The sequence below is a fragment of the Paenibacillus macerans genome, assembly GCF_900454495.1.
Taxonomy (GTDB): domain Bacteria; phylum Bacillota; class Bacilli; order Paenibacillales; family Paenibacillaceae; genus Fontibacillus; species Fontibacillus macerans.
Map to the genome: position 1 here is coordinate 1,192,072 of NZ_UGSI01000002.1, position 23,733 is coordinate 1,215,804.

The 23,733-nt window shown below is 53.3% G+C and carries 15 protein-coding genes, 18 tRNA genes and 3 rRNA genes; 32 read left to right on the forward strand and 4 right to left on the reverse strand.

The genetic code is table 11. From position 1 onward, the window contains the following. Window positions 1-67: 67 nt before the first annotated feature. From DYE26_RS28455 to DYE26_RS28490, 8 genes are all read left to right on the forward strand, one after another. Window positions 68-451: a hypothetical protein gene (locus DYE26_RS28455; protein ID WP_036619744.1), complete on the forward strand. Its 384-nt coding sequence runs from the start codon at window positions 68-70 to the stop codon at window positions 449-451. Between the two features lie 373 nt (window positions 452-824). Next, a complete protein-coding gene (gene gatC / locus DYE26_RS28460) occupies window positions 825-1,112 on the forward strand; it encodes an Asp-tRNA(Asn)/Glu-tRNA(Gln) amidotransferase subunit GatC (protein WP_036619745.1) in 288 nt (95 codons plus the stop codon). A 78-nt stretch (window positions 1,113-1,190) separates the two neighbouring features. Then, on the forward strand, window positions 1,191-2,645 hold the full coding sequence (gene gatA, locus DYE26_RS28465) for an Asp-tRNA(Asn)/Glu-tRNA(Gln) amidotransferase subunit GatA (RefSeq protein WP_036619746.1): 1,455 nt from the start codon (window positions 1,191-1,193) through the stop codon (window positions 2,643-2,645). Window positions 2,646-2,687: 42 nt separating this feature from the next. After that, a complete protein-coding gene (gene gatB, locus DYE26_RS28470; RefSeq protein WP_036619748.1) occupies window positions 2,688-4,127 on the forward strand; it encodes an Asp-tRNA(Asn)/Glu-tRNA(Gln) amidotransferase subunit GatB in 1,440 nt (479 codons plus the stop codon). Between the two features lie 76 nt (window positions 4,128-4,203). Beyond that, window positions 4,204-4,662 carry a GNAT family N-acetyltransferase gene (locus DYE26_RS28475; RefSeq protein WP_036627535.1) on the forward strand — a complete coding sequence of 153 codons (459 nt, stop codon included), beginning with the start codon at window positions 4,204-4,206 and terminating at the stop codon, window positions 4,660-4,662. A 247-nt stretch (window positions 4,663-4,909) separates the two neighbouring features. Beyond that, the gene (locus tag DYE26_RS28480; protein WP_051985255.1) at window positions 4,910-6,733 is read left to right on the forward strand and encodes a DUF4097 family beta strand repeat-containing protein; all 1,824 of its coding nucleotides are present in this window, start codon (window positions 4,910-4,912) and stop codon (window positions 6,731-6,733) included. Window positions 6,734-6,877: 144 nt separating this feature from the next. Further along, window positions 6,878-7,306, forward strand: coding sequence for a peroxide-responsive transcriptional repressor PerR (perR, locus tag DYE26_RS28485; RefSeq protein WP_036619751.1), 429 nt, complete (start codon window positions 6,878-6,880; stop codon window positions 7,304-7,306). A gap of 114 nt (window positions 7,307-7,420) precedes the next feature. After that, a complete protein-coding gene (locus DYE26_RS28490) occupies window positions 7,421-9,148 on the forward strand; it encodes a glycosyl hydrolase family 18 protein (protein ID WP_036619753.1) in 1,728 nt (575 codons plus the stop codon). A gap of 57 nt (window positions 9,149-9,205) precedes the next feature. Here the strand turns inward: DYE26_RS28490 and DYE26_RS28495 are convergent, their stop codons facing one another. After that, complete coding sequence (locus tag DYE26_RS28495) at window positions 9,206-9,586, reverse strand: DUF2614 family zinc ribbon-containing protein (RefSeq protein WP_036619754.1); 381 nt, start codon at window positions 9,584-9,586, stop codon at window positions 9,206-9,208. Between the two features lie 162 nt (window positions 9,587-9,748). Here DYE26_RS28495 and DYE26_RS28500 point away from each other — a divergent pair, with 162 nt between their 5' ends. The 24 genes from DYE26_RS28500 to DYE26_RS28615 all read left to right on the forward strand — a co-directional run bounded on the left by DYE26_RS28500 (window position 9,749) and on the right by DYE26_RS28615 (window position 19,546). Next, complete coding sequence (locus tag DYE26_RS28500; RefSeq protein ID WP_051985256.1) at window positions 9,749-10,627, forward strand: nucleotidyltransferase-like protein; 879 nt, start codon at window positions 9,749-9,751, stop codon at window positions 10,625-10,627. A 359-nt stretch (window positions 10,628-10,986) separates the two neighbouring features. Further along, window positions 10,987-12,548 (forward strand): 16S ribosomal RNA (locus DYE26_RS28505). 103 nt (window positions 12,549-12,651) lie between these two features. Then, window positions 12,652-12,768 (forward strand): 5S ribosomal RNA (rrf, locus tag DYE26_RS28510). A gap of 37 nt (window positions 12,769-12,805) precedes the next feature. After that, window positions 12,806-12,882: transfer RNA gene (locus tag DYE26_RS28515), tRNA-Ile, on the forward strand. A gap of 97 nt (window positions 12,883-12,979) precedes the next feature. Then, window positions 12,980-13,055: transfer RNA gene (locus DYE26_RS28520), tRNA-Ala, on the forward strand. 209 nt (window positions 13,056-13,264) lie between these two features. Continuing rightward, window positions 13,265-16,323: ribosomal RNA gene (locus DYE26_RS28525) — 23S ribosomal RNA — on the forward strand. The 16S, 23S and 5S rRNA genes sit together here with 18 tRNA genes alongside, the layout of an rRNA operon. 209 nt (window positions 16,324-16,532) lie before the next feature. Continuing rightward, window positions 16,533-16,605: transfer RNA gene (locus DYE26_RS28530), tRNA-Asn, on the forward strand. A gap of 72 nt (window positions 16,606-16,677) precedes the next feature. Beyond that, window positions 16,678-16,769 (forward strand) — tRNA-Ser (locus DYE26_RS28535). A 74-nt stretch (window positions 16,770-16,843) separates the two neighbouring features. Beyond that, a tRNA-Glu gene (locus DYE26_RS28540) sits at window positions 16,844-16,915 on the forward strand. 115 nt (window positions 16,916-17,030) lie between these two features. Then, a tRNA-Val gene (locus DYE26_RS28545) sits at window positions 17,031-17,106 on the forward strand. A gap of 15 nt (window positions 17,107-17,121) precedes the next feature. Continuing rightward, window positions 17,122-17,195: transfer RNA gene (locus DYE26_RS28550), tRNA-Met, on the forward strand. Between the two features lie 73 nt (window positions 17,196-17,268). Beyond that, window positions 17,269-17,345: transfer RNA gene (locus DYE26_RS28555), tRNA-Asp, on the forward strand. Window positions 17,346-17,362: 17 nt separating this feature from the next. Then, window positions 17,363-17,438, forward strand: a tRNA-Phe gene (locus DYE26_RS28560). Window positions 17,439-17,458: 20 nt separating this feature from the next. Then, window positions 17,459-17,534: transfer RNA gene (locus DYE26_RS28565), tRNA-Thr, on the forward strand. 3 nt (window positions 17,535-17,537) lie between these two features. After that, window positions 17,538-17,623: transfer RNA gene (locus tag DYE26_RS28570), tRNA-Tyr, on the forward strand. 12 nt (window positions 17,624-17,635) lie between these two features. Further along, window positions 17,636-17,709 (forward strand) — tRNA-Trp (locus DYE26_RS28575). Between the two features lie 22 nt (window positions 17,710-17,731). Next, window positions 17,732-17,807 (forward strand) — tRNA-His (locus DYE26_RS28580). A gap of 14 nt (window positions 17,808-17,821) precedes the next feature. Further along, window positions 17,822-17,896: transfer RNA gene (locus tag DYE26_RS28585), tRNA-Gln, on the forward strand. A 7-nt stretch (window positions 17,897-17,903) separates the two neighbouring features. Beyond that, a tRNA-Gly gene (locus DYE26_RS28590) sits at window positions 17,904-17,978 on the forward strand. Window positions 17,979-17,989: 11 nt separating this feature from the next. Next, window positions 17,990-18,063: transfer RNA gene (locus DYE26_RS28595), tRNA-Cys, on the forward strand. Window positions 18,064-18,074: 11 nt separating this feature from the next. Beyond that, window positions 18,075-18,160, forward strand: a tRNA-Leu gene (locus DYE26_RS28600). 21 nt (window positions 18,161-18,181) lie between these two features. Beyond that, window positions 18,182-18,261 (forward strand) — tRNA-Leu (locus DYE26_RS28605). A 283-nt stretch (window positions 18,262-18,544) separates the two neighbouring features. Further along, window positions 18,545-18,871, forward strand: a complete 327-nt coding sequence (locus DYE26_RS28610) for an ArsR/SmtB family transcription factor (protein ID WP_082207673.1) — start codon at window positions 18,545-18,547, stop codon at window positions 18,869-18,871. A gap of 354 nt (window positions 18,872-19,225) precedes the next feature. Further along, on the forward strand, window positions 19,226-19,546 hold the full coding sequence (locus DYE26_RS28615) for a dihydrofolate reductase family protein (protein WP_051985257.1): 321 nt from the start codon (window positions 19,226-19,228) through the stop codon (window positions 19,544-19,546). Between the two features lie 94 nt (window positions 19,547-19,640). Here the strand turns inward: DYE26_RS28615 and DYE26_RS28620 are convergent, their stop codons facing one another. The 3 genes from DYE26_RS28620 to DYE26_RS28630 all read right to left on the reverse strand — a co-directional run bounded on the left by DYE26_RS28620 (window position 19,641) and on the right by DYE26_RS28630 (window position 23,682). Then, on the reverse strand, window positions 19,641-20,537 hold the full coding sequence (locus DYE26_RS28620) for a DMT family transporter (protein WP_371861020.1): 897 nt from the start codon (window positions 20,535-20,537) through the stop codon (window positions 19,641-19,643). 14 nt (window positions 20,538-20,551) lie between these two features. Next, the gene (locus tag DYE26_RS28625; RefSeq protein WP_051985258.1) at window positions 20,552-21,412 is read right to left on the reverse strand and encodes an AraC family ligand binding domain-containing protein; all 861 of its coding nucleotides are present in this window, start codon (window positions 21,410-21,412) and stop codon (window positions 20,552-20,554) included. A gap of 164 nt (window positions 21,413-21,576) precedes the next feature. Beyond that, window positions 21,577-23,682 carry a GxGYxYP domain-containing protein gene (locus DYE26_RS28630; RefSeq protein ID WP_051985259.1) on the reverse strand — a complete coding sequence of 702 codons (2,106 nt, stop codon included), beginning with the start codon at window positions 23,680-23,682 and terminating at the stop codon, window positions 21,577-21,579. Window positions 23,683-23,733 lie beyond the last annotated feature (51 nt).

Here is a 23,733-nt window from a genome sequence, read left to right on the forward strand (position 1 = left end):
CCTATCTTTCATTTTTTTAGTAGGATAATAAAATAACTTATTATTGAATGAATCAGGGAGGTAGACGATGCTTCATTTGGGAGAGAAAATTGTGATCGTCGGCGATGCCTTTGAGCAGAATCTTCCTGTTGGGGAATATGGCTACGTAATTGCTTATGACCGCAATCCGGATAACGCTTTTGACTATGTCATCAGATCTCCTAAGACGGGGCGGAATTACTTCGTTCCGCAGAGCGATATAGAATCCGAAGAACGGCTGATTGAGCAGGAAGTAGAGCGCAGAACACAGGAAGCACTGATCGATTACGCTTTGGCTACGCACAACGAGAAGCTTTTCCGGCAAATCATGAACGGCGAAAGCAACGATGCAGGCGAGCAGAACGAATCAACAAAGGAAGTAATGTCCCAGGCGGAATTCATCAAGCAGGTGAATTTGCGGGCATGGATATAAAGAGCCGGCGTTTGCCGGCTCTTTTTCTGTCCAACGCAGTCCAATTCGAAAAAACACCTCCGTCCCTTTTGAAGCTAAATGGGGAGCGGAGGTGTTTGCTTATTTATAATACGAAGCGATAAGCGGGACCATGTAGCCCGCGTTGTCACCGACTTGATTGCCATGATCATCCAGTACCCAAATATCATAGTAAAATTGAATGGACTTTTAAATAATGCATATTGAACTATTTTTGGGGTTGGAGCGGGATGGCCCGCGAATATGTAACGGATTGAATTGAGGGGGATTCTACAATATAATTTAAATCAATTGTATGGACATGGTAGAATGGAGCAATCAGGTTTTCCTGGCTTGAATAAAGGAGGGCAACAAAGTGAGTATCCAGATGAAAGACGTTGAACATGTGGCCAAGCTGGCCCGCTTGCATTTGACCGACGAGGAGCGGGAAATGTTCACGGAACAATTGAACGCTATTTTACAATATGCCGAGAAGTTAAACGAGCTGGACACCGATCAAATCGAGCCGACGACGCATGTGCTGCATCTCAGCAACGTCATGCGGGAGGACGTGGTCAAAGAGAGCCTGCCGCCGGAGAAAGTATTCCTTAACGCGCCGGACGAAGAGGACGGGCAGTTTAAAGTTCCGGCCGTGCTGGAATAGGAATAGGTCCTGCATTCGGACCGGCATTCATTTGGGCGACATTTAGCTGAAACGTGAAAATTGAAGGAGGAAATAAGCTTGGCGCTGTTTGATTTGCGTTTGCAGGAGATACATAATCAACTGCACAACAAGGAGCTGTCCGTATCCGATTTGGTCGGCGAAGCCTTCGCCAAAATTCGGGAACGCGACGAGAAGATCGGGGCGTTTTTGACGCTGAACGAAGAAGGAGCCCGGGCCGAGGCCTCGCGGCTTGACGATAAGCTGGCTTCCGGGGGGCAACGGGGACTGCTGTTCGGTTTGCCGATCGGCATCAAGGACAACATGGTGACGGAAGGGCTGCTAACAACATGCGGCAGCCAGTTTTTGAAGAACTACAATCCGATCTACGATGCAACGGTGGTCACGAAGCTGAAGCAAGCGGAAGCGGTGACGATCGGGAAACTGAACATGGACGAATTCGCCATGGGCGGCTCGAACGAGAACTCTAGCTTCCATCCCGTGCGCAATCCGTGGGATTTAAGCCGCGTTCCCGGCGGTTCAAGCGGCGGATCGGCGGCGGCGGTGGCGGCCGGGGAAGCGTTTTTTGCGCTGGGTTCCGATACCGGCGGTTCGATCCGCCAGCCGGCTTCGTACTGCGGCGTCGTCGGCCTGAAGCCGACTTACGGCCGCGTATCGAGATACGGGCTGGTGGCTTTTGCCTCCTCGCTGGATCAAATCGGTCCGATTACGAAAAATGTCGAGGATGCCGCTTACGTGCTGCAGGCGATCGCCGGACACGACCCCAAGGACTCCACTTCGGCGGATGTCGAAGTTCCGGATTACCTGTCGGCGCTGACCGGGGAAATTTCCGGGCTGAAAATCGCCGTGCCAAAGGAATACCTGGAAGGCGTCGACCCGCAGGTCAAAGCCGCGGTGCTGGAAGCTCTGCGCGTGCTGGAAAGCCTTGGCGCCGTGTGGGAAGAAGTTTCGCTGCCGCATACCGAATACGCCGTGGCGGCTTACTATCTGCTCGCGTCCTCCGAAGCGTCGTCCAACCTTTCGCGGTTTGACGGCGTCCGTTACGGCGTGCGCGCGGACCATGCCGGAAGCCTGCTCGATCTCTATTACGACTCGCGCAGCCAGGGCTTTGGTGCGGAAGTGAAGCGCCGCATCATGCTGGGGACTTACGCGCTCAGTTCGGGTTACTACGATGCCTACTACTTGAAGGCCCAGAAGGTCAGAACGCTGATCAAACAGGACTTCGACCAGACCTTTGCGAAATACGACGTCATTATCGGCCCGACGGCGCCGACGACGGCCTTCCCGTTGGGCTCGCAGGTCGACGACCCGCTGACGATGTATTTGAACGACATTTTGACGATTCCGGTCAGCTTGGCCGGCGTTCCTGCGCTGAGCGTGCCGTGCGGTTTTGCCGAGGGAATGCCGGTTGGCCTTCAGATCATCGGCAAGCCTTTTGACGAGAGCGCGATCCTGCGCGTGGCCCACGCGTTCGAAGCGAATACGGATCATCATCTGAAGCGTCCGGCGTTGTAAGATCCCCATAGAATTCATTCAAAGTTTGCAGGAGGACAGGCCATGTCAATATCCAATTATGAAACGGTGATCGGGCTGGAGGTGCACGTGGAGCTGCATACGAAAACGAAAATTTTCTGCGGCTGTTCCACCGAGTTCGGCGCACCGCCGAACACGCATACCTGCCCGGTATGTCTCGGGCATCCCGGCGTTCTGCCCGTGCTGAACCGCCAGGCCGTCGACTACGCGATGAAGGCGGCGATGGCGCTGAACTGCGAAATCGGCGATGTAAGCAAATTCGACCGCAAAAATTACTTCTACCCCGACTCGCCGAAAGCTTATCAAATTTCGCAATACGATCAGCCGATCGGCTTGAACGGATATATCGATATCGAAGTGGACGGGCGGACGAAACGGATCGGCATTACCCGCTTGCACCTGGAGGAGGATGCCGGCAAGCTGACGCATGTTGACGGCGGGTTCGCCTCGCTGGTCGACTTTAACCGCGTCGGTACGCCGCTGATTGAAATCGTGTCCGAGCCGGACATTTCCTCGCCGGAGGAAGCCAGAGCTTATCTGGAGAAGCTGCGGGCGATCATGCTGTATTGCGAAGTGTCCGACGTGAAGATGGAAGAAGGCTCGATGCGCTGCGACGCCAACATCAGCTTGCGTCCGCACGGGCAGCAGGAGTTCGGCACCCGGGCCGAACTCAAAAACATGAACTCGTTCCGCGGCGTGGTCCGCGGGCTGGAATACGAGCAGCTTCGCCAGGCCGAGATCTTGGACGAGGGCGGAGAAGTCGTACAGGAAACGCGCCGTTGGGACGAGTCCCAAGCCAAGACATTTTCGATGCGCGGCAAAGAGGAGGCGCATGACTATCGTTACTTCCCGGACCCGGATCTCGTGACTTTGCATATCGACCAAGCCTGGAAGGACCGGATCCGCGCCTCGATTCCCGAGCTGCCCGATGCGCGGAAGGCGCGGTACACTGCGGAATACGGGCTGCCGGAATATGACGCCGGCGTCATCACGTCTTCCAAGGCGCTGGCCGATCTGTTCGAGAACAGCCTGGAATATACGAAGGACGCCAAAGCGGTATCCAACTGGATCATGGGCGATTTGCTCGGCTTTTTGAACACCAACGGCCTGGAGCTGGCTGATGTGAAATTGACAGGGCAAGGGCTTGGCGAAATGATCGGGCTGCTGGAAAAAGGCACGATCAGCTCGAAGATCGCCAAAACCGTATTCAAGGAAATGCTGCAAAGCGGCAAGCTGCCGCAGCAGATCGTCGAGGAGCAGGGCCTTGTGCAAATCAGCGACGAAGGCGCGATCAAGGCGATCGTGGACGAGGTGATCGCGGCCAATCCGGCTTCCGTCGAAGACTACAAGGCGGGCAAGGAGAAGGCGATCGGCTTCCTGGTCGGCCAGGTGATGAAGCAAAGCAAAGGGAAAGCGAACCCGGGGCTTGTCAACAAGCTGCTGGTGGAAGCGCTGAAAGGATAAGCAAGCCGGATTGCGGGCGGCCGGCGGCGAGCGAAGCAAGCTGAGTCCGGAACCGCACGGCTGGGGGGGAAATTCGATGATCGCGAGATTGCCGCTGGAGGAAGCCGATATCGTGGAGCAAATCTGGAGCCTGCAGCATCAAGCCTACAGGCTGGAGACCAGAGCCGTAGGGCTTGCGGAGGCTCCGCCCCTGCCGGATACGTTCGATTCGATCCGGAGCAGCGGGGATGCTTATTACGGCGTGCTGTCGGAAGACGGGGAGCTGCTGGGGGCCGCCGCCGTTCGCAGCGAAGCTCCCGGCACATTGGATATCACCCGCCTGATGGTGCACCCCGAACGCTTGCGGCAGGGCATCGGCTCCTCCCTGGTGCGGTACGTCCTTGACAACCATCCGGAAGCGAAGCGGTTTACGGTGGCGGCCAGCTCGCAAAACGCCCCGGCGGTCGCTCTATACCGCCGCTGCGGCTTTGTGCCGGGCGAAACGGTCCGCTCCGCCGCCGGCGTGGAACTGACGCTATTCCGTTTGGAAAGATAAATGGGTTACGGCTAATTAAATATCCTGTGGCATGGGGATTGCCGGAACCTCGTCAAAGCGCGGGTGACAGGAGCTAAAGCGGCTTCTGGCACCCGGCGCTTTTTCTTTTTCTCCGCCTTTTCCGCGGGTTCTTTTCGGGCGGGCCCATTTCATCCCATGTTACAGGCGGAGGCGATATCGGTTATTATTAAAAGATAAGGGTACTCCCGTACGGATATGACAGGCTCATAGAAAGGGGGAGGGAGAGATGACGCCGGATATGATGCCGATGCAGCCGCCGGCCGGGCCTGAGCGGACAAAAGGCTACAAGCCGCGGCAGCGTAAACGCAAAGCGATCGCCTGTTTGCTGTCCGCTCTGTTTCCGGGTTTGGGCCATTTGTATTTGCGCCTGTTTTTCCGGGCTATCGCTTTTATTTATTTTGTGCTTATCGACGCGTCCGCACTGATTTACTTTTCTTCCGTGCGGATGGCGATTAACGTACCGCTGCTTGTGTTGCTGGGATTGCTGATTCCGGCCGCTTATTTTTACAGCATTTATGACGTGCTTCAATCCACCGACGCGCTGAACGCCCGTATGAGAAGAGAGCCGGAAGCGCACGGGGAGCGGCCGCCGGAAGCGGGCCGGAACCCGGGCTCGGGGCTGGGCCAGGGGATTCGCGCAAGCATCCTGCTGGTTGGCGGAGGCACCCTGATGTTTTTGCTCCGGCAAAAGCCGGTTTGGCTGCAGGATTTGATTCAATACGGCGCGGAGTATATCGTAGCGGCCGCTTTGATCATGACGGCGCTGATTATGATGGTCCGCGAAGGGCGGCGCCGTTATTGGCGTTCGGGGCGTTTGACGGCTGCTGCGCTGCTCCTGTCGGTTGCCGTTCTTTTGCTGCTCGACAAGTTTACCGGCCTGGACGATATGCTGCTCCTTCGCAAGTGGTGGCCGCTCCTGTTCGTGTTTTGGGGGCTGGAGCATATTTTGACCCTGGTCTGGAACTTTCGGAAAAAGCTCCGTCCGCAGCGCCTGCTGCGGGTGGATGCCCAGGGGCTGTTGCTCTCCATGTTTATTTCTTTTTCCGTGTTTGCCGTGACCCAGCAGGATCAATACATGCACCTCTGGAACCGGGTAAGCCTCGATTTGACGGCGGCCGGGACGGAATACAGCGCTCAGGAGGGCTACCGGGTCGAGAAGCCGGAGCTTGAAATCCCGATCGACCTGGATACCGGCAAAATCGCGATCGACGGAATCAACGGGGATATCGAAGTGAAAAAGGCGAGCATTGAAAATGTCATCGTCAAATATACGGTTTGGGTGGATCAACTGGGAACGGAGGATGCCCGGAAAATCGCCGCCGGGACGTCCGTTGCCGCGAATGAAGGGAGCACGCTGGGGCTCTCCGTGCAGGACAAGGCGTACGGGGAGAGCGGCCGGCGCCACCCGCGCGTGGATCTGACCGTCGTGCTGCCGGAAAACCGCTTTTTGGATTTGGATATTTCCACCTCCAGCGGCGGCATTACGCTGACGGGGGTTCAGGCCATGAAGCAGGTCAAGCTGCAGACCGGAAACGGGGATTTGCGCCTGTGGGACGTCATCGGCGATGTCTCGGCGAAAACGCTGAACGGCGATATTGAACTGTACCGGATTTTCGGCGACGCCCAGGTTGACACCCAAGGAGGGAATGTCAAGGGCAGAGGAATTACCGGAAAAGCTTCCTTGTCCACCCTCGTTGGCGATATTACGCTGACGGAGGCGCAGGACGCGATTAAAACGAACACGAAAAACGGGAATATTCGCGTGGACGGCGTGCCGTCCGAGCTTCAGGCCGAATCCTTGAACGGCAAAGTGCATATTTCTTCCTCGTCGGTGGGGGGAGACTGGGACGTGTACAGCGCGGTCGGGGAAATACGCTTCGATCTTCCGGAGGTTGGCGACTACACTTTGGAAGGTTCCAGCGGATATGGGGATATTTTTACCGAAATGCCGTTTACCGTAGAGGATAAGGAAATTAAAGGAGCCGTCGGCACCGGCAAATACCGGGTGAAAGTCGATGGGAACAGCAATTTGATCGTGAACCGGAACTGAAGATTTTGCAAAATAGTTCTTTTGTTCGGGAAGGCCTGGTTTATACTGCGTTGACAAAAGTTTTATCCTAAACGTACAATAAAATTACAGATTCTTGGAAAGTTGCTTGATCTGGAATGAGCTTATTTAAAGGCGGTGGACCTATTGACAACGCGCGTACAGCATGCTTTGGAGCAGCTGAAAAATAACGGTGTCCGCATTACGCCGCAGCGTCACGCCATACTCACTTATCTTATGGAATCGCTGAGCCATCCTACTGCGGATGAAATCTACCGCTCCTTGGAACCCCGTTTTCCGAACATGAGCGTGGCGACGGTATATAATAATTTGAAAATGTTAATGGAAGCAGGTATGGTCCGCGAGCTGACCTATGGTGACAATTCGAGCCGCTTTGATGCCGATGTATCCGACCATTACCATGTGATTTGCGAACGATGCGGCAAAATCAAGGATTTCAGCTACCCTTCGCTGGAGGATGTGGAGCGCAAAGCGGAGGAAGCGACCGGGTTTCAAATCCGCGGCCATCGGCTGGAGCTGTACGGTGTTTGCAGCGAATGCCGGATGGAACATTGATATAGCGAGTTGTTTGCCTGCGGGTTTTGTATAACGTGCGGGATTCCTTGGGGAATTCTTCACGTTTTTATTTTTAGCAAGCAGCGGGGAAATCTAGTATGCGGAGGTAGGGCATTGAGGAGCAGGAAAAGCACTTATCGCAGAAAAAGACGCGGCGGCAAGCTGAAATGGTGCTTTGGACTTGTAATTGTGATTGCAGGCATCTATTGGGCGGCTACGGCATTGCTGCCTAACCGCAGCCATGTCAACCCGGAATGGTACGGGAAGGTGGAGAAACCGATATTCCTCGGCGGGGAGCTGTTGGACGGTTCGGCCTTGGGTGAGGGGGACGGTTTGAAGCTGCCGCTCCCTGTCATTCAATCGGCCATTGATCCGAATGTTAGGTATGAAGAGGGGACGAAATCCGTTATTCTGACCACGCCGCGGAAGCTGGTTTTCCTTAAGGCGAATGAAAAGATCGCCAAAATCAACAACAAGCCGACGGAGCTGCTGTTTGCTCCGGAGGAGAAGGACGGGGTTCTGTACCTGCCGGCTCATCTGCTTGCGGAGATTTACGGAGCCGAAGTGCAGGAAGACCCGGAATCGGGAGCCGTCTTGCTGGCCAAAGCGGGGGAGAGCGTGCAGCAGGCCAGCGTGCAGACGTCATCGCGGGACAAGGATGCCACGGTGCCGCTGCGCACGGGGCCGAACATTCACCAGCCGATCCTGGCGGATATGAAGCCGGATACCGAGCTGCGCATCCTGCAGTCGGCCGATGATTGGTATTATGTCCAGATGAACAACGGCTATACGGGATATGTACGCCATAAGAACGTGCTCGTCGGGGAGAAGAGGACGGTTCCGGAACTGAAGCTGGAGCTCTCTGCGGACAAGCAAAAGCGCATGTCCAAGAAGATCAGCATGACCTGGGAGGCCGTATATCAAGTCGCACCCAATCCCGCCTCCATCGGCAAGCTGCCGGGCGTGAATGTGGTGAGCCCGACCTGGTTTTCGCTGGCGGACAATGAAGGGAATGTGCAAAGCAAGGCCGACATCGCGTATGTGAAATGGGCTCATGCCCAAGGGATGCAGGTGTGGGGGCTGTTCAGCAACAGCTTTGATCCGGACCGGACGACGGAAGCGCTGGCGAATTTCGACCGGCGGCTGACGACCATTTTGCAAATGCTTCATTACGCCCAAATTTACGATCTGGACGGAATTAATATCGACTATGAAAACGTATATACCGAGGACAAGGAAAATCTGATCCAATTCGTTCGCGAGCTGCGCCCGCTCGCCGAGGAGCAGGGACTGATCGTCTCGATCGACGTCACCCCGAAATCGAACAGCGAGATGTGGTCTGCTTTTCTGGACCGCGCGAAGCTTGGGGAAGCCGTGGACTATATGATATTAATGGCTTATGACGAGCATTGGGCGGCCAGCCCGGTTTCCGGCTCGGTTGCTTCGCTCCCGTGGGCCGAATCCTCCGCGACCCGGATTTTGCAGGAGGATGGTGTTCCTCCAGAGAAGCTGATCCTCGGCGTTCCGCTCTATACGCGGATCTGGACGGAAACCGAAAAAGACGGCAAAACGGAAGTCAGCTCGAAAGCGATCGGCATGAAGCGGGCTCAGGAAATTATCGCCGAAAAGAAGCTGAAGCCTCGTCTGGCCGAAGAAACCGGGCAGAATTATGTGGAGTACAGCGATAAGGAAGGTCTGCACCGAATATGGCTGGAGGATGCAACGTCTCTGGCCCGGCGCGTGGAGCTGGCCAAATCGCTTGATCTGGCGGGCATCGCCGCCTGGAACCGAAGTTTTGCTTCGGATGAGGCCTGGGATGTGCTTAGTGGAATCATAGAATAGTTTATAGCAAAAAAGCGGATCGCTTGGGGGGGGCGATCCGCTTTTTTGCACTTAATTCTATCCGTTTTTGGCCGTAGTGGCGGTTCCTTGCTGCTCAAGTTGGTCCGCCGTGATATTGGCCTTGGCCGGGTCAAGGGTAAGCATCGTTTTGCAGAACATACAGCGGTCGGTTTTCCCGAGCATTTTGGTTAATTTATGGCATTCCGGACATTCCAGTTGAACGGCCGAGGTCGACAGCATGCCGGCCCAAAAATAGACCGCCAGGCTGCCCAGCATCGAAATTAACCCGATGACCAGGCCGATGCCGGCGACGATTTTGCCGGATTGTCCCCAAAATACGATCCCCGCGGTCCCAAGCACCATCAAACCCATGCCAAGCATGGTCAGCAGCAAACCCCAAAGCCGGAATTCATTGATTTTACTTGATTTAAAAAACATCGGGCAAACCTCGATTCCTTATAAACTGCTCCGGTATCTGTGTCCGGCGCGCTCCTGTCCAAAACCTTCGCCAGCCAAAAAAATGCAAGAAGGAAACTTTAACTAGGCGTAGAACTATATTATAACGAATTGGCAGGAATACGCCAAGGTGGGAGGCTATTCGTGGAACCAACCATTTTTTCGATAATGGACGAAGAGAAGGCCGGCCGTCAGGCGATCGGAGCGATCGGATACCGCCAGGACAACGGAAGTTCTCACGACACGCTGCTGCACGATTTCGAGTTTCTGATCCTGGTGGTGCATCATGGATTGGAGGAGCGAGGGATTCGGGTCGAGCATTGCCTAAGCGGTGACGCTCATTATCAGCTTTTGCATCTCGATTGCGGCGACATTGAAGATTGGGTCATTGCCGGAGATAACCGGGAACTGGTCAAATCCTTTTTGCATGGGGAGATTATTTGGGACATTGCCGGGGAATTGGCGGCTTTCCGTTCATATATCAATCAGTTTGAAGACGGCATTAGGGAAAAGCGCAAATTGAAAGAGTTCGCGAAATTCCTTATGATGTACAGCGAAGCCAAGAAGCTCACCGCGGCCCAGGACTTGCTGGATGCGTATTACAGCGTGCTGCAGGCGCTCAAGCATTATGCCCGGATCGAGCTGATCGAGCAGGGGATACTGCCGGAGAGCCGGGTGTGGGAACAGGTGCGGTCCTTAAACTCGGTCGTTTACAAATTGTTCGACGAGCTGACGGATAATTCGGAGACGCTGGAGCAGCGCATCCAACTCGTTCTGCTAGCTTGCGAGTTCTCTTTGACAAGCAAAATGGAAAGCTGCTGTTCGCCGCTCTTGCGCATATTAGGCAGCCGCAAGGAAGCCTGGAGCATTCAGGAACTGATGCAGCTTCCCGAACTTGTTCATGTGAAGGACGAACTTCCCCTCGTGCTTCGAAGATTGGTGTATAGGGGGCTGATAAAGGAGTCCGCCAAGACCCAAAAAGAAAGCAAAGGGGAACAACGCGAATTGCGGTATTGGGTTTAAAAAGGCCGTTTGAAGTTCCTATATAATTCCTGCAACTTAGGGGGTTGACTCCTGGCTTGAATCTGTGATACATTATATCTCGCCCTTAAAAAGGCAACGAAGTTTTGAAGCGTCAATCGGCATTATGCCGAAGATTTCTTTAAAAAAACTTCTTGACTTAATAAAGGCTGATGTGATATATTAAAAAGGTCGCTGCTGAAATGAAATTAGCGACAAAATAAGATGAGATTGAGCTCGGCGTTATGCCGAATTGAATATCATCATGAATGGTTTGATCTTTGAAAACTGAACAACGAGTGAGTATTAAATGAGAATTAAAATTCTCGTCAGTTTTTCTAAATGAGCAAGTCAAACAACCTTTATTGGAGAGTTTGATCCTGGCTCAGGACGAACGCTGGCGGCGTGCCTAATACATGCAAGTCGAGCGGACCTGATGGAGTGCTTGCACTCCTGACGGTTAGCGGCGGACGGGTGAGTAACACGTAGGCAACCTGCCCGTAAGACCGGGATAACTACCGGAAACGGTAGCTAATACCGGATAATCAAGTCTTCCGCATGGGAGGCTTGGGAAAGGCGGTTCTGAATTTATTCAGGGCTGTCACTTACGGATGGGCCTGCGGCGCATTAGCTAGTTGGTGGGGTAACGGCTCACCAAGGCGACGATGCGTAGCCGACCTGAGAGGGTGAACGGCCACACTGGGACTGAGACACGGCCCAGACTCCTACGGGAGGCAGCAGTAGGGAATCTTCCGCAATGGACGAAAGTCTGACGGAGCAACGCCGCGTGAGTGATGAAGGTTTTCGGATCGTAAAGCTCTGTTGCCAGGGAAGAACGTCTTCTGGAGTAACTGCCAGGAGAGTGACGGTACCTGAGAAGAAAGCCCCGGCTAACTACGTGCCAGCAGCCGCGGTAATACGTAGGGGGCAAGCGTTGTCCGGAATTATTGGGCGTAAAGCGCAGGCGGCTGTTTAAGTCTGGTGTATAATCCTGGGGCTCAACTCCGGGTCGCACTGGAAACTGGATGGCTTGAGTGCAGAAGAGGAGAGTGGAATTCCACGTGTAGCGGTGAAATGCGTAGAGATGTGGAGGAACACCAGTGGCGAAGGCGACTCTCTGGGCTGTAACTGACGCTGAGGCGCGAAAGCGTGGGGAGCAAACAGGATTAGATACCCTGGTAGTCCACGCCGTAAACGATGAGTGCTAGGTGTTAGGGGTTTCGATACCCTTGGTGCCGAAGTAAACACATTAAGCACTCCGCCTGGGGAGTACGGCCGCAAGGCTGAAACTCAAAGGAATTGACGGGGACCCGCACAAGCAGTGGAGTATGTGGTTTAATTCGAAGCAACGCGAAGAACCTTACCAGGTCTTGACATCCCTCTGACCGCTGTAGAGATATGGCTTTCCTTCGGGACAGAGGAGACAGGTGGTGCATGGTTGTCGTCAGCTCGTGTCGTGAGATGTTGGGTTAAGTCCCGCAACGAGCGCAACCCTTGACTTTAGTTGCCAGCATGTAATGGTGGGCACTCTAGAGTGACTGCCGGTGACAAACCGGAGGAAGGTGGGGATGACGTCAAATCATCATGCCCCTTATGACCTGGGCTACACACGTACTACAATGGCCGGTACAACGGGAAGCGAAGTCGTGAGATGGAGCGAATCCTAGAAAAGCCGGTCTCAGTTCGGATTGCAGGCTGCAACTCGCCTGCATGAAGTCGGAATTGCTAGTAATCGCGGATCAGCATGCCGCGGTGAATACGTTCCCGGGTCTTGTACACACCGCCCGTCACACCACGAGAGTTTACAACACCCGAAGTCGGTGAGGTAACCGCAAGGGGCCAGCCGCCGAAGGTGGGGTAGATGATTGGGGTGAAGTCGTAACAAGGTAGCCGTATCGGAAGGTGCGGCTGGATCACCTCCTTTCTATGGAGAATCGCTTCCTGCGATGGAAGCATTCAAATAGCTAACTTAGGTTAGCGAACTTACTCACTCGTTGGTCAGTTTTGAGAGTTCAAACTCTCATGCGTTTGGTGATGATGGCGGAGGGGTTCCACGCGTACCCATCCCGAACACGACCGTTAAGCCCTCCAGCGCCGATGGTACTTGGACCGAAGGGTCCTGGGAGAGTAGGACGTCGCCAAGCGCAGCCCATTTTTGGGTGCATAAATAAATATTGTTATGGGCCCTTAGCTCAGTTGGTTAGAGCGCACCCCTGATAAGGGTGAGGTCGGTGGTTCGAGTCCACTAGGGCCCACCATAAATCCCATAACATGTGCTGCATTTTTTGGTAGAAGTCGCCGATAATTCATTCGGAATCGCCTTCACAGCAGGTGTTAATTTTGGGATAAATCTATGGGGCCATAGCTCAGCTGGGAGAGCGCCTGCCTTGCAAGCAGGAGGTCAGGAGTTCGATCCTCCTTGGCTCCACCATACTTTATTGTTTCCAACACTTACCGGTTGAACGGTAAGGCAGGAGATGATAAGATATTCTTCCGCCGGTAAAACGGCGAAGAAACTTGATCCTTGAAAACTGGATAACGAAACGAAATTTGCGTTTTAGAACAATCCTTTTAGCTGAACTTGTGTCAACACAAGTGAAGATATTAGTGGTTTGATATTTTTTCTTCGGGAAAAATCATGGTTAAGCTACTAAGAGCACACGGAGGATGCCTAGGCGCTAGGAGCCGAAGAAGGACGTGGCGAACAACGAAACTGCCTCGGGGAGCTGTAAGCAAGCATCGATCCGGGGATGTCCGAATGGGGAAACCCGGCTAGGGTAATACCTAGTCACTCATCACTGAATCCATAGGTGGTGAAGAGGCATACCAGGGGAACTGAAACATCTAAGTACCCTGAGGAAGAGAAAACAAAAGTGATTCCGTCAGTAGCGGCGAGCGAACGCGGATTAGCCTAAACCGAAGAGCTTGCTCTTCGGGGTTGTGGGACGTCTCACATGGAGTTACAAAGGCGGAGGTTAGACGAACAGGTCTGGAAAGGCCGGCCAGAGAAGGTAAAAGCCCTGTAATCGAAAGTCTCCGCCCTCCGAGACGGATCCCGAGTAGTGCGGGGCACGTGAAACCCCGTATGAATCTGCCAGGACCATCTGGTAAGGCTAAATACTCCCTAGCGACCGATAGTGAAGCAGTACCGTGAGGGAAAGGTGAAAAGCACCCCGGAAGGGGAGTGAAAGAGAACCTGAAACCGTGTGCTTACAAGAAGTCAGAGCCCTCTATATGGGTGATGGCGTGCCTTTTGTAGAATGAACCGGCGAGTTACGTTTGCAAGCAAGGTTAAGCTGAGAAAGCGGAGCCGCAGCGAAAGCGAGTCTGAATAGGGCGAATTTAGTTTGCAGGCGTAGACCCGAAACCGTGTGATCTACCCCTGTCCAGGGTGAAGGTGCGGTAACACGCACTGGAGGCCCGAACCCACGTACGTTGAAAAGTGCGGGGATGAGGTGGGGGTAGCGGAGAAATTCCAATCGAACTCGGAGATAGCTGGTTCTCCCCGAAATAGCTTTAGGGCTAGCCTCGGTGTGACAGTCGTGGAGGTAGAGCACTGATTGGGTGCGGGGCCCGCAAGGGTTACCAAGCTCAGTCAAACTCCGAATGCCATAGACTGATTCGCCGGGAGTCAGACAGTGAGTGCTAAGATCCATTGTCAAAAGGGAAACAGCCCAGACCATCAGCTAAGGTCCCCAAGTGTGTGTTAAGTGGGAAAGGATGTGGAGTTGCACAGACAACCAGGATGTTGGCTTAGAAGCAGCCACCATTTAAAGAGTGCGTAATAGCTCACTGGTCGAGTGACTCTGCGCCGAAAATGTAACGGGGCTAAACACACCACCGAAGCTATGGCTTGAATCGACTTCACTGCTTCTTTGAGGCGGTGATAACCAGGTACATTTTTGCCGAAAGCAACCGATGAATATTGTTCAAAGGTTTCGGCCAAATGCACCTCGGGGTTAAACACAGGACTTCGAAGCAGGAGTGAAGTCGATTCGGGGGTAGGGGAGCGTTGTGTATGCGTTGAAGGTGTACCGTAAGGAGCGCTGGAGAGTACACAAGTGAGAATGCCGGTATGAGTAACGAAAAGATCAGTGAGAATCTGATCCGCCGAAAGCCTAAGGGTTCCTGAGGAAGGTTCGTCCGCTCAGGGTAAGTCGGGACCTAAGGCGAGGCCGAAAGGCGTAGTCGAAGGACAACAGGTTGAAATTCCTGTACCACCGTAATCCGCTATGAGCGATGGGGTGACGCAGGAGGGTAGTGACGCGGGGCGATGGAATGCCCCGTCCAAGCAGTGAGGCTGGTGTGTAGGCAAATCCGCACACCGTAAGGCTGGGCTGTGATGGGGAGGGAAAATTTACAGTACCGAAGGTCATGATCTCACACTGCCGAGAAAAGCCTCTAGCCAGGAGAAGGTGCCCGTACCGCAAACCGACACAGGTAGGCGAGAAGAGAATTCTAAGGCGCGCGGAAGAACTCTCGTTAAGGAACTCGGCAAAATGACCCCGTAACTTCGGGAGAAGGGGTGCCCCGGTAGGGTTTATAGCCCGAGGGGGCCGCAGTGAAAAGGCCCAAGCGACTGTTTAGCAAAAACACAGGTCTGTGCGAAGCCGCAAGGCGAAGTATACGGGCTGACGCCTGCCCGGTGCTGGAAGGTTAAGGGGAGCGGTTAGGAGTAATCCGAAGCTGTGAACCGAAGCCCCAGTAAACGGCGGCCGTAACTATAACGGTCCTAAGGTAGCGAAATTCCTTGTCAGGTAAATTCTGACCCGCACGAATGGCGTAACGACTTGGGCGCTGTCTCAACGAGAGATCCGGTGAAATTTTAATACCTGTGAAGATGCAGGTTACCCGCGACAAGACGGAAAGACCCCATGGAGCTTTACTGCAGCTTGATATTGGACTTTGATACGATTTGTACAGGATAGGTGGGAGCCTAAGAAGTGGGAGCGCAAGCTTCCATGGAGGCGCCGTTGGGATACCACCCTGATCGTATCGGAGTTCTAACCCGGTACCGTGATCCGGTACGGGGACCGTGTCAGGCGGGCAGTTTGACTGGGGCGGTCGCCTCCTAAAGAGTAACGGAGGCGCCCCAAGGTTCCCTCAGAATGGTTGGAAATCATTCGCAGAGTGCAAAGGCAAAAGGGAGCTTGACTGCGAGACTGACAAGTCGAGCAGGGACGAAAGTCGGGCTTAGTGATCCGGTGGTACCGCATGGAAGGGCCATCGCTCAACGGATAAAAGCTACCCTGGGGATAACAGGCTTATCTCCCCCAAGAGTCCACATCGACGGGGAGGTTTGGCACCTCGATGTCGGCTCATCGCATCCTGGGGCTGAAGTAGGTCCCAAGGGTTGGGCTGTTCGCCCATTAAAGCGGTACGCGAGCTGGGTTCAGAACGTCGTGAGACAGTTCGGTCCCTATCTGTCGTGGGCGCAGGAAATTTGAGAGGAGCTGTCCTTAGTACGAGAGGACCGGGATGGACGCACCGCTGGTGTACCAGTTGTTCCGCCAGGAGCACAGCTGGGTAGCTAAGTGCGGACGGGATAAGCGCTGAAAGCATCTAAGCGTGAAGCCCCCCTCAAGATGAGATTTCCCAATTAGTAAGACCCCTTGAAGACGACGAGGTTGATAGGCCTGAGGTGGAAGTGCAGCAATGCATGGAGCTGACAGGTACTAATCGGTCGAGGGCTTATCCAAAACTCTACCCACCAAAGTGACGTGAAGCTTCGAAGCTGAGTCCGAGTACTTTGGCGGGGCCCAAAAATATACCCCAAAAAGTGACGCGAGGCTTCGTAGGTAATTCCGATTACTTTTCGGGGACCCCGGGAACTGAATAGGGGCTAACACGCAAATCAAGTTTCGTATCCAGTTTTCAAGGATTAACGCCTTGAAAACTTAATTAATGTTCCCTGATAGCTCAGTCGGTAGAGCACTCGACTGTTAATCGAGTTGTCACAGGTTCGAGTCCTGTTCGGGGAGTCATAGTCCCCAGAAAGTGTGGGTTTGCTTCTAAACTTATACCGATTACTTTCTGGGGGCCCAAAAACACGTGGAGAGGTGTCCGAGTTGGCCGAAGGAGCACGATTGGAAATCGTGTAGGCGTCACAAGCGTCTCGAGGGTTCGAATCCCTCTCTCTCCGCCATAACACCCAAAAAGTGAAGTTATGGCTATGATGGAGTTTCCGATTACTTTTCGGGGGCCCGGCATAAATCATACGGCCCGTTGGTCAAGGGGTTAAGACACCTCCCTTTCACGGAGGTAACAGGGGTTCGAATCCCCTACGGGTCATTGCTTTCTTAATATGTTTCAAATGGGGTTAAGAACCCCTTGGGAAGAGGTTTATTTACAGAAGTACTTGATTTGTTGCTATGTTATCTGGTACAATAAGATTTGTCTTTTCCATGGAGGCTTAGCTCAGCTGGGAGAGCATCTGCCTTACAAGCAGAGGGTCGGGGGTTCGATCCCCTCAGCCTCCACCATATTGTATATAACGACGCGGGGTGGAGCAGCCCGGTAGCTCGTCGGGCTCATAACCCGAAGGCCGCAGGTTCAAATCCTGCCCCCGCAATTAACTCCATAATTAGTAATGAGGAGCTTAGGCTTGCTCGAATCGGTTTGTGGAGTTGGCAATTTATCAGTGTGGAGCCGTGGTGTAGAGGCCTAACATGCCTGCCTGTCACGCAGGAGACCGCGGGTTCGAATCCCGTCGGCTCCGCCATTTATAACTAATTGCAAGGCTCGGTAGCTCAGTCGGTAGAGCAGAGGACTGAAAATCCTCGTGTCGGCGGTTCGATTCCGTCCCGAGCCACCATTAAAAAACAAAAATTAAAAGCCGGTGTAGCTCAATTGGTAGAGCAACTGACTTGTAATCAGTAGGTTGGGGGTTCAAGTCCTCTCGCCGGCACCACGTGGAGGCTTAGCGAAGTGGCCAAACGCAGCAGACTGTAAATCTGTTCTCTGACGAGTTCGGTGGTTCGAATCCATCAGCCTCCACCAGTTTTATCTAATAGGGGCATAGTTTAAAGGTAGAACAGCGGTCTCCAAAACCGTTAGTGTGGGTTCAATTCCTGCTGCCCCTGCCAGTTTTGAAACTTGAATAATATGGCGGTCGTGGCGAAGTGGTTAACGCACCGGATTGTGGCTCCGGCATTCGTGGGTTCGATCCCCATCGATCGCCCCATATTTCAACTTTATTGGGGATTAGCCAAGCGGTAAGGCAACGGACTTTGACTCCGTCATGCATAGGTTCGAATCCTATATCCCCAGCCATTTATAAGCGGACGTGGCTCAGCGGTAGAGCATCGCCTTGCCAAGGCGAGGGTCGCGGGTTCGATTCCCGTCGTCCGCTCCATTTTTATCTTTGGCGCCATAGCCAAGTGGTAAGGCACAGCTCTGCAAAAGCTTTATCCCCAGTTCGAATCTGGGTGGCGCCTCCATATTTTTATTTGCGGGAGTGGCGGAATCGGCAGACGCACAGGACTTAAAATCCTGCGGTAGGTGACTACCGTACCAGTTCAAGTCTGGTCTTCCGCACTTTGTATATATTTTATATTTGCCGGTGTGGCGGAATTGGCAGACGCGCGCGACTCAAAATCGTGAGGGAAACCGTGGAGGTTCGAGTCCTCTCACCGGCATCAATAACGTATTGGAAGTCCTCTGGAGATTCATCCTGAGGACTTTTTGCATATCGAGACATTCACAGCATAAAGCTAAAGCCTCCAATGAGCGTCCATTCCTTGACAGGAATATTCTGTTTTATGTATATTTTAAGCGACTGATGCAATAAAATATTGGAGTTAGGAGGTAGCCATACAGTGCGATTTCGGGTCTTGAAAGAAGCCCGAGTCGGTGATAACTAGAGAAATGACCACCTTTTATTTTAAGAAAAGAAACGTGCTGTATGGGAAATAGAATCATATGGACACAGCGGTATTAAGCGCACTTGCCGAATCTAACCGTTTACACATTGTTGAATTACTGCGTGAAGGCCCCCTTACTGTCGGGGGAATAACCGATCGCCTTCAGCTGCGGCAGCCTCAAGTATCCAAGCATCTCCGCGTGCTTCTTGATGCAGGAATCGTGGATATGCAGGCAGACGCGAATCGCCGGATTTATCAGCTGCGGCCGGAGCCTTTTCAGGAAATGGACGAATGGCTGGATTCCTATCGTCATATATGGAACGAGAGGTTCGATCGCTTGGATGCTTACCTTCAAGATTTGATGAATCCCAATAATAAACATTAGTAAGAGCAGAACTGGCGGCATTAGGGGCGTTCCCTTTGCGGCCAGTTTTCCTTTAAGATTAGAAGTTGACAAACACTGAAAGTTACTGTAAGTTGCGGCGGACGAGCTTGATGAGCTGATTTCCTGCTATTTGTCGGTTCTTAAACGGATTGATGGTTTTAAATATCCAGCAAGCCGGAGGTTACCGCATTCCACAGGTCGGCATGTTACTGCGGCTCATCGTTCCGCACCAATGAACGCCCCAAGTCAGCAATTTGTGAGAAACGCTCGAACGAGAGAGATGATATAGTATTCCGCAGATATTACTTTAAGTTGGGGAGTTGATCGCAAGAGATCGGGAAGATCATTTTAACTATGCAGCTGTCGCTGGATAGCGTGGTATCGGATGAACACCTGTGGATGATGCTGAGCGAAGAGATTTTAGAGGATTATTTGGAGTATTACAATACGGTAGACACAATCATGGTGGGGAAAAATAGTTACGCCTCACTGGCCGAGTATTGGCAGCAGGCGGAAAATTCGTCCAATGATCTGGAACGGGCGATAGCGCGGCGGATGAACGAAATTCCCAAAGTGGTCATCTCTCATTCCGATGTGGATTTAGTATGGAGAAACTCGGAGCAAATCCTGGTCACAGACGAGGAAACGCTCGCCCGGGAACTGGAAGCGCTGTAATCGGATTGCATTATCAAAAATAATATCAAGTTCGATTGAAACTTCACAGGCTTATCGCTAAAAGATAAGCCTGTATTATTTGTGGCATGCCTGATTAAGTCCGATTGCATTCATTCAGTTTGGGCGCCGGTTTCCGCTCCGAAATATAGGAGCCAACCAAGGCCAGCAAAGTTCCGATGATCGTGGCCCAGGTGATTTCTTCGTGTAAAAAAAGCGCTGAAGCTGCCACGGTGATCACGGGAACGATATAAATGTATACGCTCGTTTTCACCGCCCCAAGAATGCCGACCGCCAAGTTCCAGGTGACGAAGCACAAAGCGGATGCCCCCAGACCCAAGAATAGAAAGTTGGCAAGTATCGACAGATCCAGAAAACGCTGCATCCCAAACTTGAATTCGAACGGTCTCAGCAAGGGCAGCATAAATAGCAGGCCGTAGAAAAAAACTTTACGCGTGGCGCCGATTGTGGGGTGCTTCAATTCGCTGATTTTCCGCATGATGACTGAATACACCGCCCAGACCGCCGAAGCGAGCAGAGCCAAAAGGTCGCCGATCGGATGTACCTGCAGCAGGAAACGGCCGTTGAACATGATGAATGCGATCCCCGTCAGGGCAATGCCGAAACCCGCTATAAATGGCCCGGTTAAGGGTTCGTCTTTTAACAAAAAGTGAGCCAATACCGCCGTAAAAAAAGGTACGATCGATACGATGACGCCGACATTGGCGGCCAGCGTATAGGTCAATGCGACGTTTTCCAGAAGGAAATATAATGTTACGCCGCAAAGTCCAGCCGCAACGAACAGCAGTTCCTCGCTCCAAGACTTGCTTTTGACGGGATACGGGTAGAGCAGGAGGAGAAAGACGAATCCAAGGGTAAAGCGGAAAAAAAGAATCTCTATGGGAAGAAAGTCGGTCAGCAAGATTTTAGTGGAGACAAAGGTGGTCCCCCAAATGATGATCGTTGCTGCCGACAGGAGATGTCCGAACGTCATCTTACGCTGACTCCTCATACCGGAACATCCTTTGCCTGCTGCGGTGCGGTTTCGTTGTCGAAGATACGCATATACTGCTTGGGCGTCAAACCGATCAGCCGTTTAAAGAATTTAGTGAAATGGCTCTGGTCGCTAAAACCGCATTTCAAGGCAGCTTCCATCGGAGATACTCCCCGCTCCAACAGCCGTTTTGCCTGGTTGATGCGAATCGTCTCCAGGTAGCTGTATGGGGAAATCCCTTTTTGTTTGGTAAAAGATCGCAGCAAATGGTATTTGCTTAGTCCGGTCAGTTCACTGAGCCGATTTAGCGTGATGTTTTCAGGGAAGTGAGACTCCATATATTCGCATACCGTTCTGATTTCGGCACTCGGTTCATTGGCGGACAAACGGGGCGTGGCGTCCGAGTTATCCCGAAGCAGTTGCTCGATCAGAAGCAGGAGCATTTCTTCTTTATGAAAACCCGTCTCCCCTTCCATTAACAGTTGGTGCAAATCGTGCAGGTATCCGGCAAGTTCGCTGCGATAAAGAACCGTTTGGGAAAAGCGGGGCAAGTAGGCCGTTCCCGTAATTTCCTGCACGTACTGGCGCATGACTTCCGGATCAATATTAATGCAACGGTAGTCCAGCGATCTTCCGTCGACCTGTTCGCAGGCGTGGGGTTCGCGAAGGTTAAAAATAACGACATCCCCGCTATTGATGATATACTCCTTCCGATTGCACGAGAGCAGACGTTTGCCCTGTTCTATAAAGCCGATAACGTAATAATCGTGAAAATGGTTAGGAAATTTCTGCATTATTCCCACAAAGCGGTAAGCTTCCACGTTTAAATCAGGATCGAAAACAACCGTCCTGATTTCGCGCACATTGCGTGTCAACTATGTTGCACCTTCTCTCTTTACGAATGATGTTGTCATTATAATACATGAATTGAAACGATTCTTGTATGATATTGCTGCAACAGCCCCGCTAAGAAAAGCCCTTTCTTCATCCCATACGAGCAGGAAGAGAAAGGGCCTTGCTATCTCCATGTTGGTTTATGTTATTCGCTTGCTTCCATTTGCAAGCTTTCGCTTTCCAACACCCGTGGCTTGGCGGGCAGATCATACGCTTCGCGGATCAGCGAGAAGTAATGATCGCCGCGGACGGCTTCATATTCCGGCCCCAGCGCTTCGCTCATCCGGACGACGTCCGACGGCGTCATGCTCCAGGCGAGCAGGCCCAGGGAGACGAACAGCGGGGATTCGCCGTCCCAGCCGGCCTTGGCCTCCTCCAGGCTGCGCAGGCCGTCCTGGACCGTGCTGATGCCCTGGATCGTCGACACCGGCAGCGAATCGTTTAAGATCTCGACGCCGTGGCGATCTTCCCAGCTCAGGAACAGGCCGGGCGCTTTGTAATAGCGCTCGTAGGCGCGGGCGTAGGATTCGCCTAAAGGGACGTTTTCGCCGTCAATCCGGTTCAGCACGTAAGGCAGGCCCATGCCGGTTTTTTGCAGATACTTGTAGGACCGCTTCAAATAATCGGCGAAGGTCGATTCCGGCCAGGCTTCCGGATAAAAGTAGCCTGCGCCGGAAGGCCCGGCGATAATCAGGTCGTTCTCCGTCGCTGTTTTCCGGTAATAGTTCAGCATCGCCGGCGCCGCATCATACAGCAGCGGGCTCGAAGTCCAGTTGATCGGCACCTCGCCGCGGGCCGGATCGTCCCACAGATTCCGCATCTTGTGCTGGTTGTACTGGAAGTTGTCGCCCTCGCTGAACGTATAGGTGACGTAGATTTTGTTCTCCAGCTTGGGCGCCCGGGGAGCTTTCGCTTTGACCGGTTGGACTTTGGTGCCGGAAAAAACGGTCAGATTGCTGAACCAGTCGGCGGCCAGCACGTAAACCCCATAATTCGACGTTACTTCCACGGAGCTGAATTCGCCGGCAACATCGTTGCTGAACCAGCCCAAGTAAGGCGTGCCCGGCTCGACCTCGGACAGAATTCGCTCAAACAGCGCTCTCTGCTGCGGATCGTTCACTTCGAGCCAGAACACCATCGCCTTATTGGCAACGGCATAGTCGCGCAGGTAGCCGTAAGGCTCCTTCTGCTCGGAGGACGGCGGATCAACGTTCCCGGCCGACACTTTGTACTGGTTCCACATGACGACGGAGGCGGTCAACTCGCGCGTGCCCTCCGGGGGAGTAAAGCGGTAGACGAAATAACGCCCGTTATCGGCAAAACGGTGCCCGCCGTCTCCGGCGGAAACCTGCGAGTCCTGCCGGTCGAACAGGAACGGCTCTTCCTCCGGCGTGCCCGGAATGAACTGCGCGATCATCTCTCCGTCCGCTTTAACGACAACCTCGTGAACGGCAGAACCCCAGCCGTCCTGGGGAAAGGCGTCATCGAAACGCAGATAAACCGATTCATCCCCCAAAAATCCCGATAAATCCAAATCATACGTTCCTTTGTTGCTGGCGTCGCGGATCTGCTCGGCCTCCTCCGCGATCACTTCAAACGATTCGGGCAGCCCCGGCGGGATGCTGATCGAGGTGTTTGGGCTGAGCCCGATCAGCATGCGGTGCGTCGTTTTGCTCCATAAATTTTCGTATTGCCATGTATAGGCATCCATACGGTCCTTGAATTTGCCGCGAAGATCGTCGGCCACCTTCAAGTTATAAGGGGCCGCCTTAAGCAGCTCCGCTAGCTCGGGGCTGGCGACGACGGCGTCCTTCATCCCGGCCAAGGTTGTGGCAACGTTAATCGAGTCGGGCAGTTTAGGGTCGTAGATGATCATGCCTGTTATTTCGTTTTTGTATTTCCGAACAAGCTTCCAGTAATCGTCGTGCAGGGTATAGGGGACCTGAAGATCGTTCAGCCAGGTCAGCTTGCCTTCTTCCTGGTTCTCCAGCAGGTAAATCCTCGGTTCCGTGCGGTTAACGACCCCTTGCAAAGTGGCCAGCAGCAACCGGATGTCGCCGGGGATCTGGTACACGTCAGCGACATCGAGCCGCTTTGCCTTCGCAAAGGTTGGAAGCGCTTGCGATTTGGGCCAGCTGATGGTGTTTTTTTGCGGCTGCGCTGAGGATTGTGCGTTCGTTGAGGTGGTGCCTAGGGTTAAGGACAACGTGCATAGCAATACGATACAAGTCATCGACAGCTTTCGAATCAAGCTCGTTCACCTCGGATCCTCATAATGTGGAGCCATCGTTGGCGGCCGGCC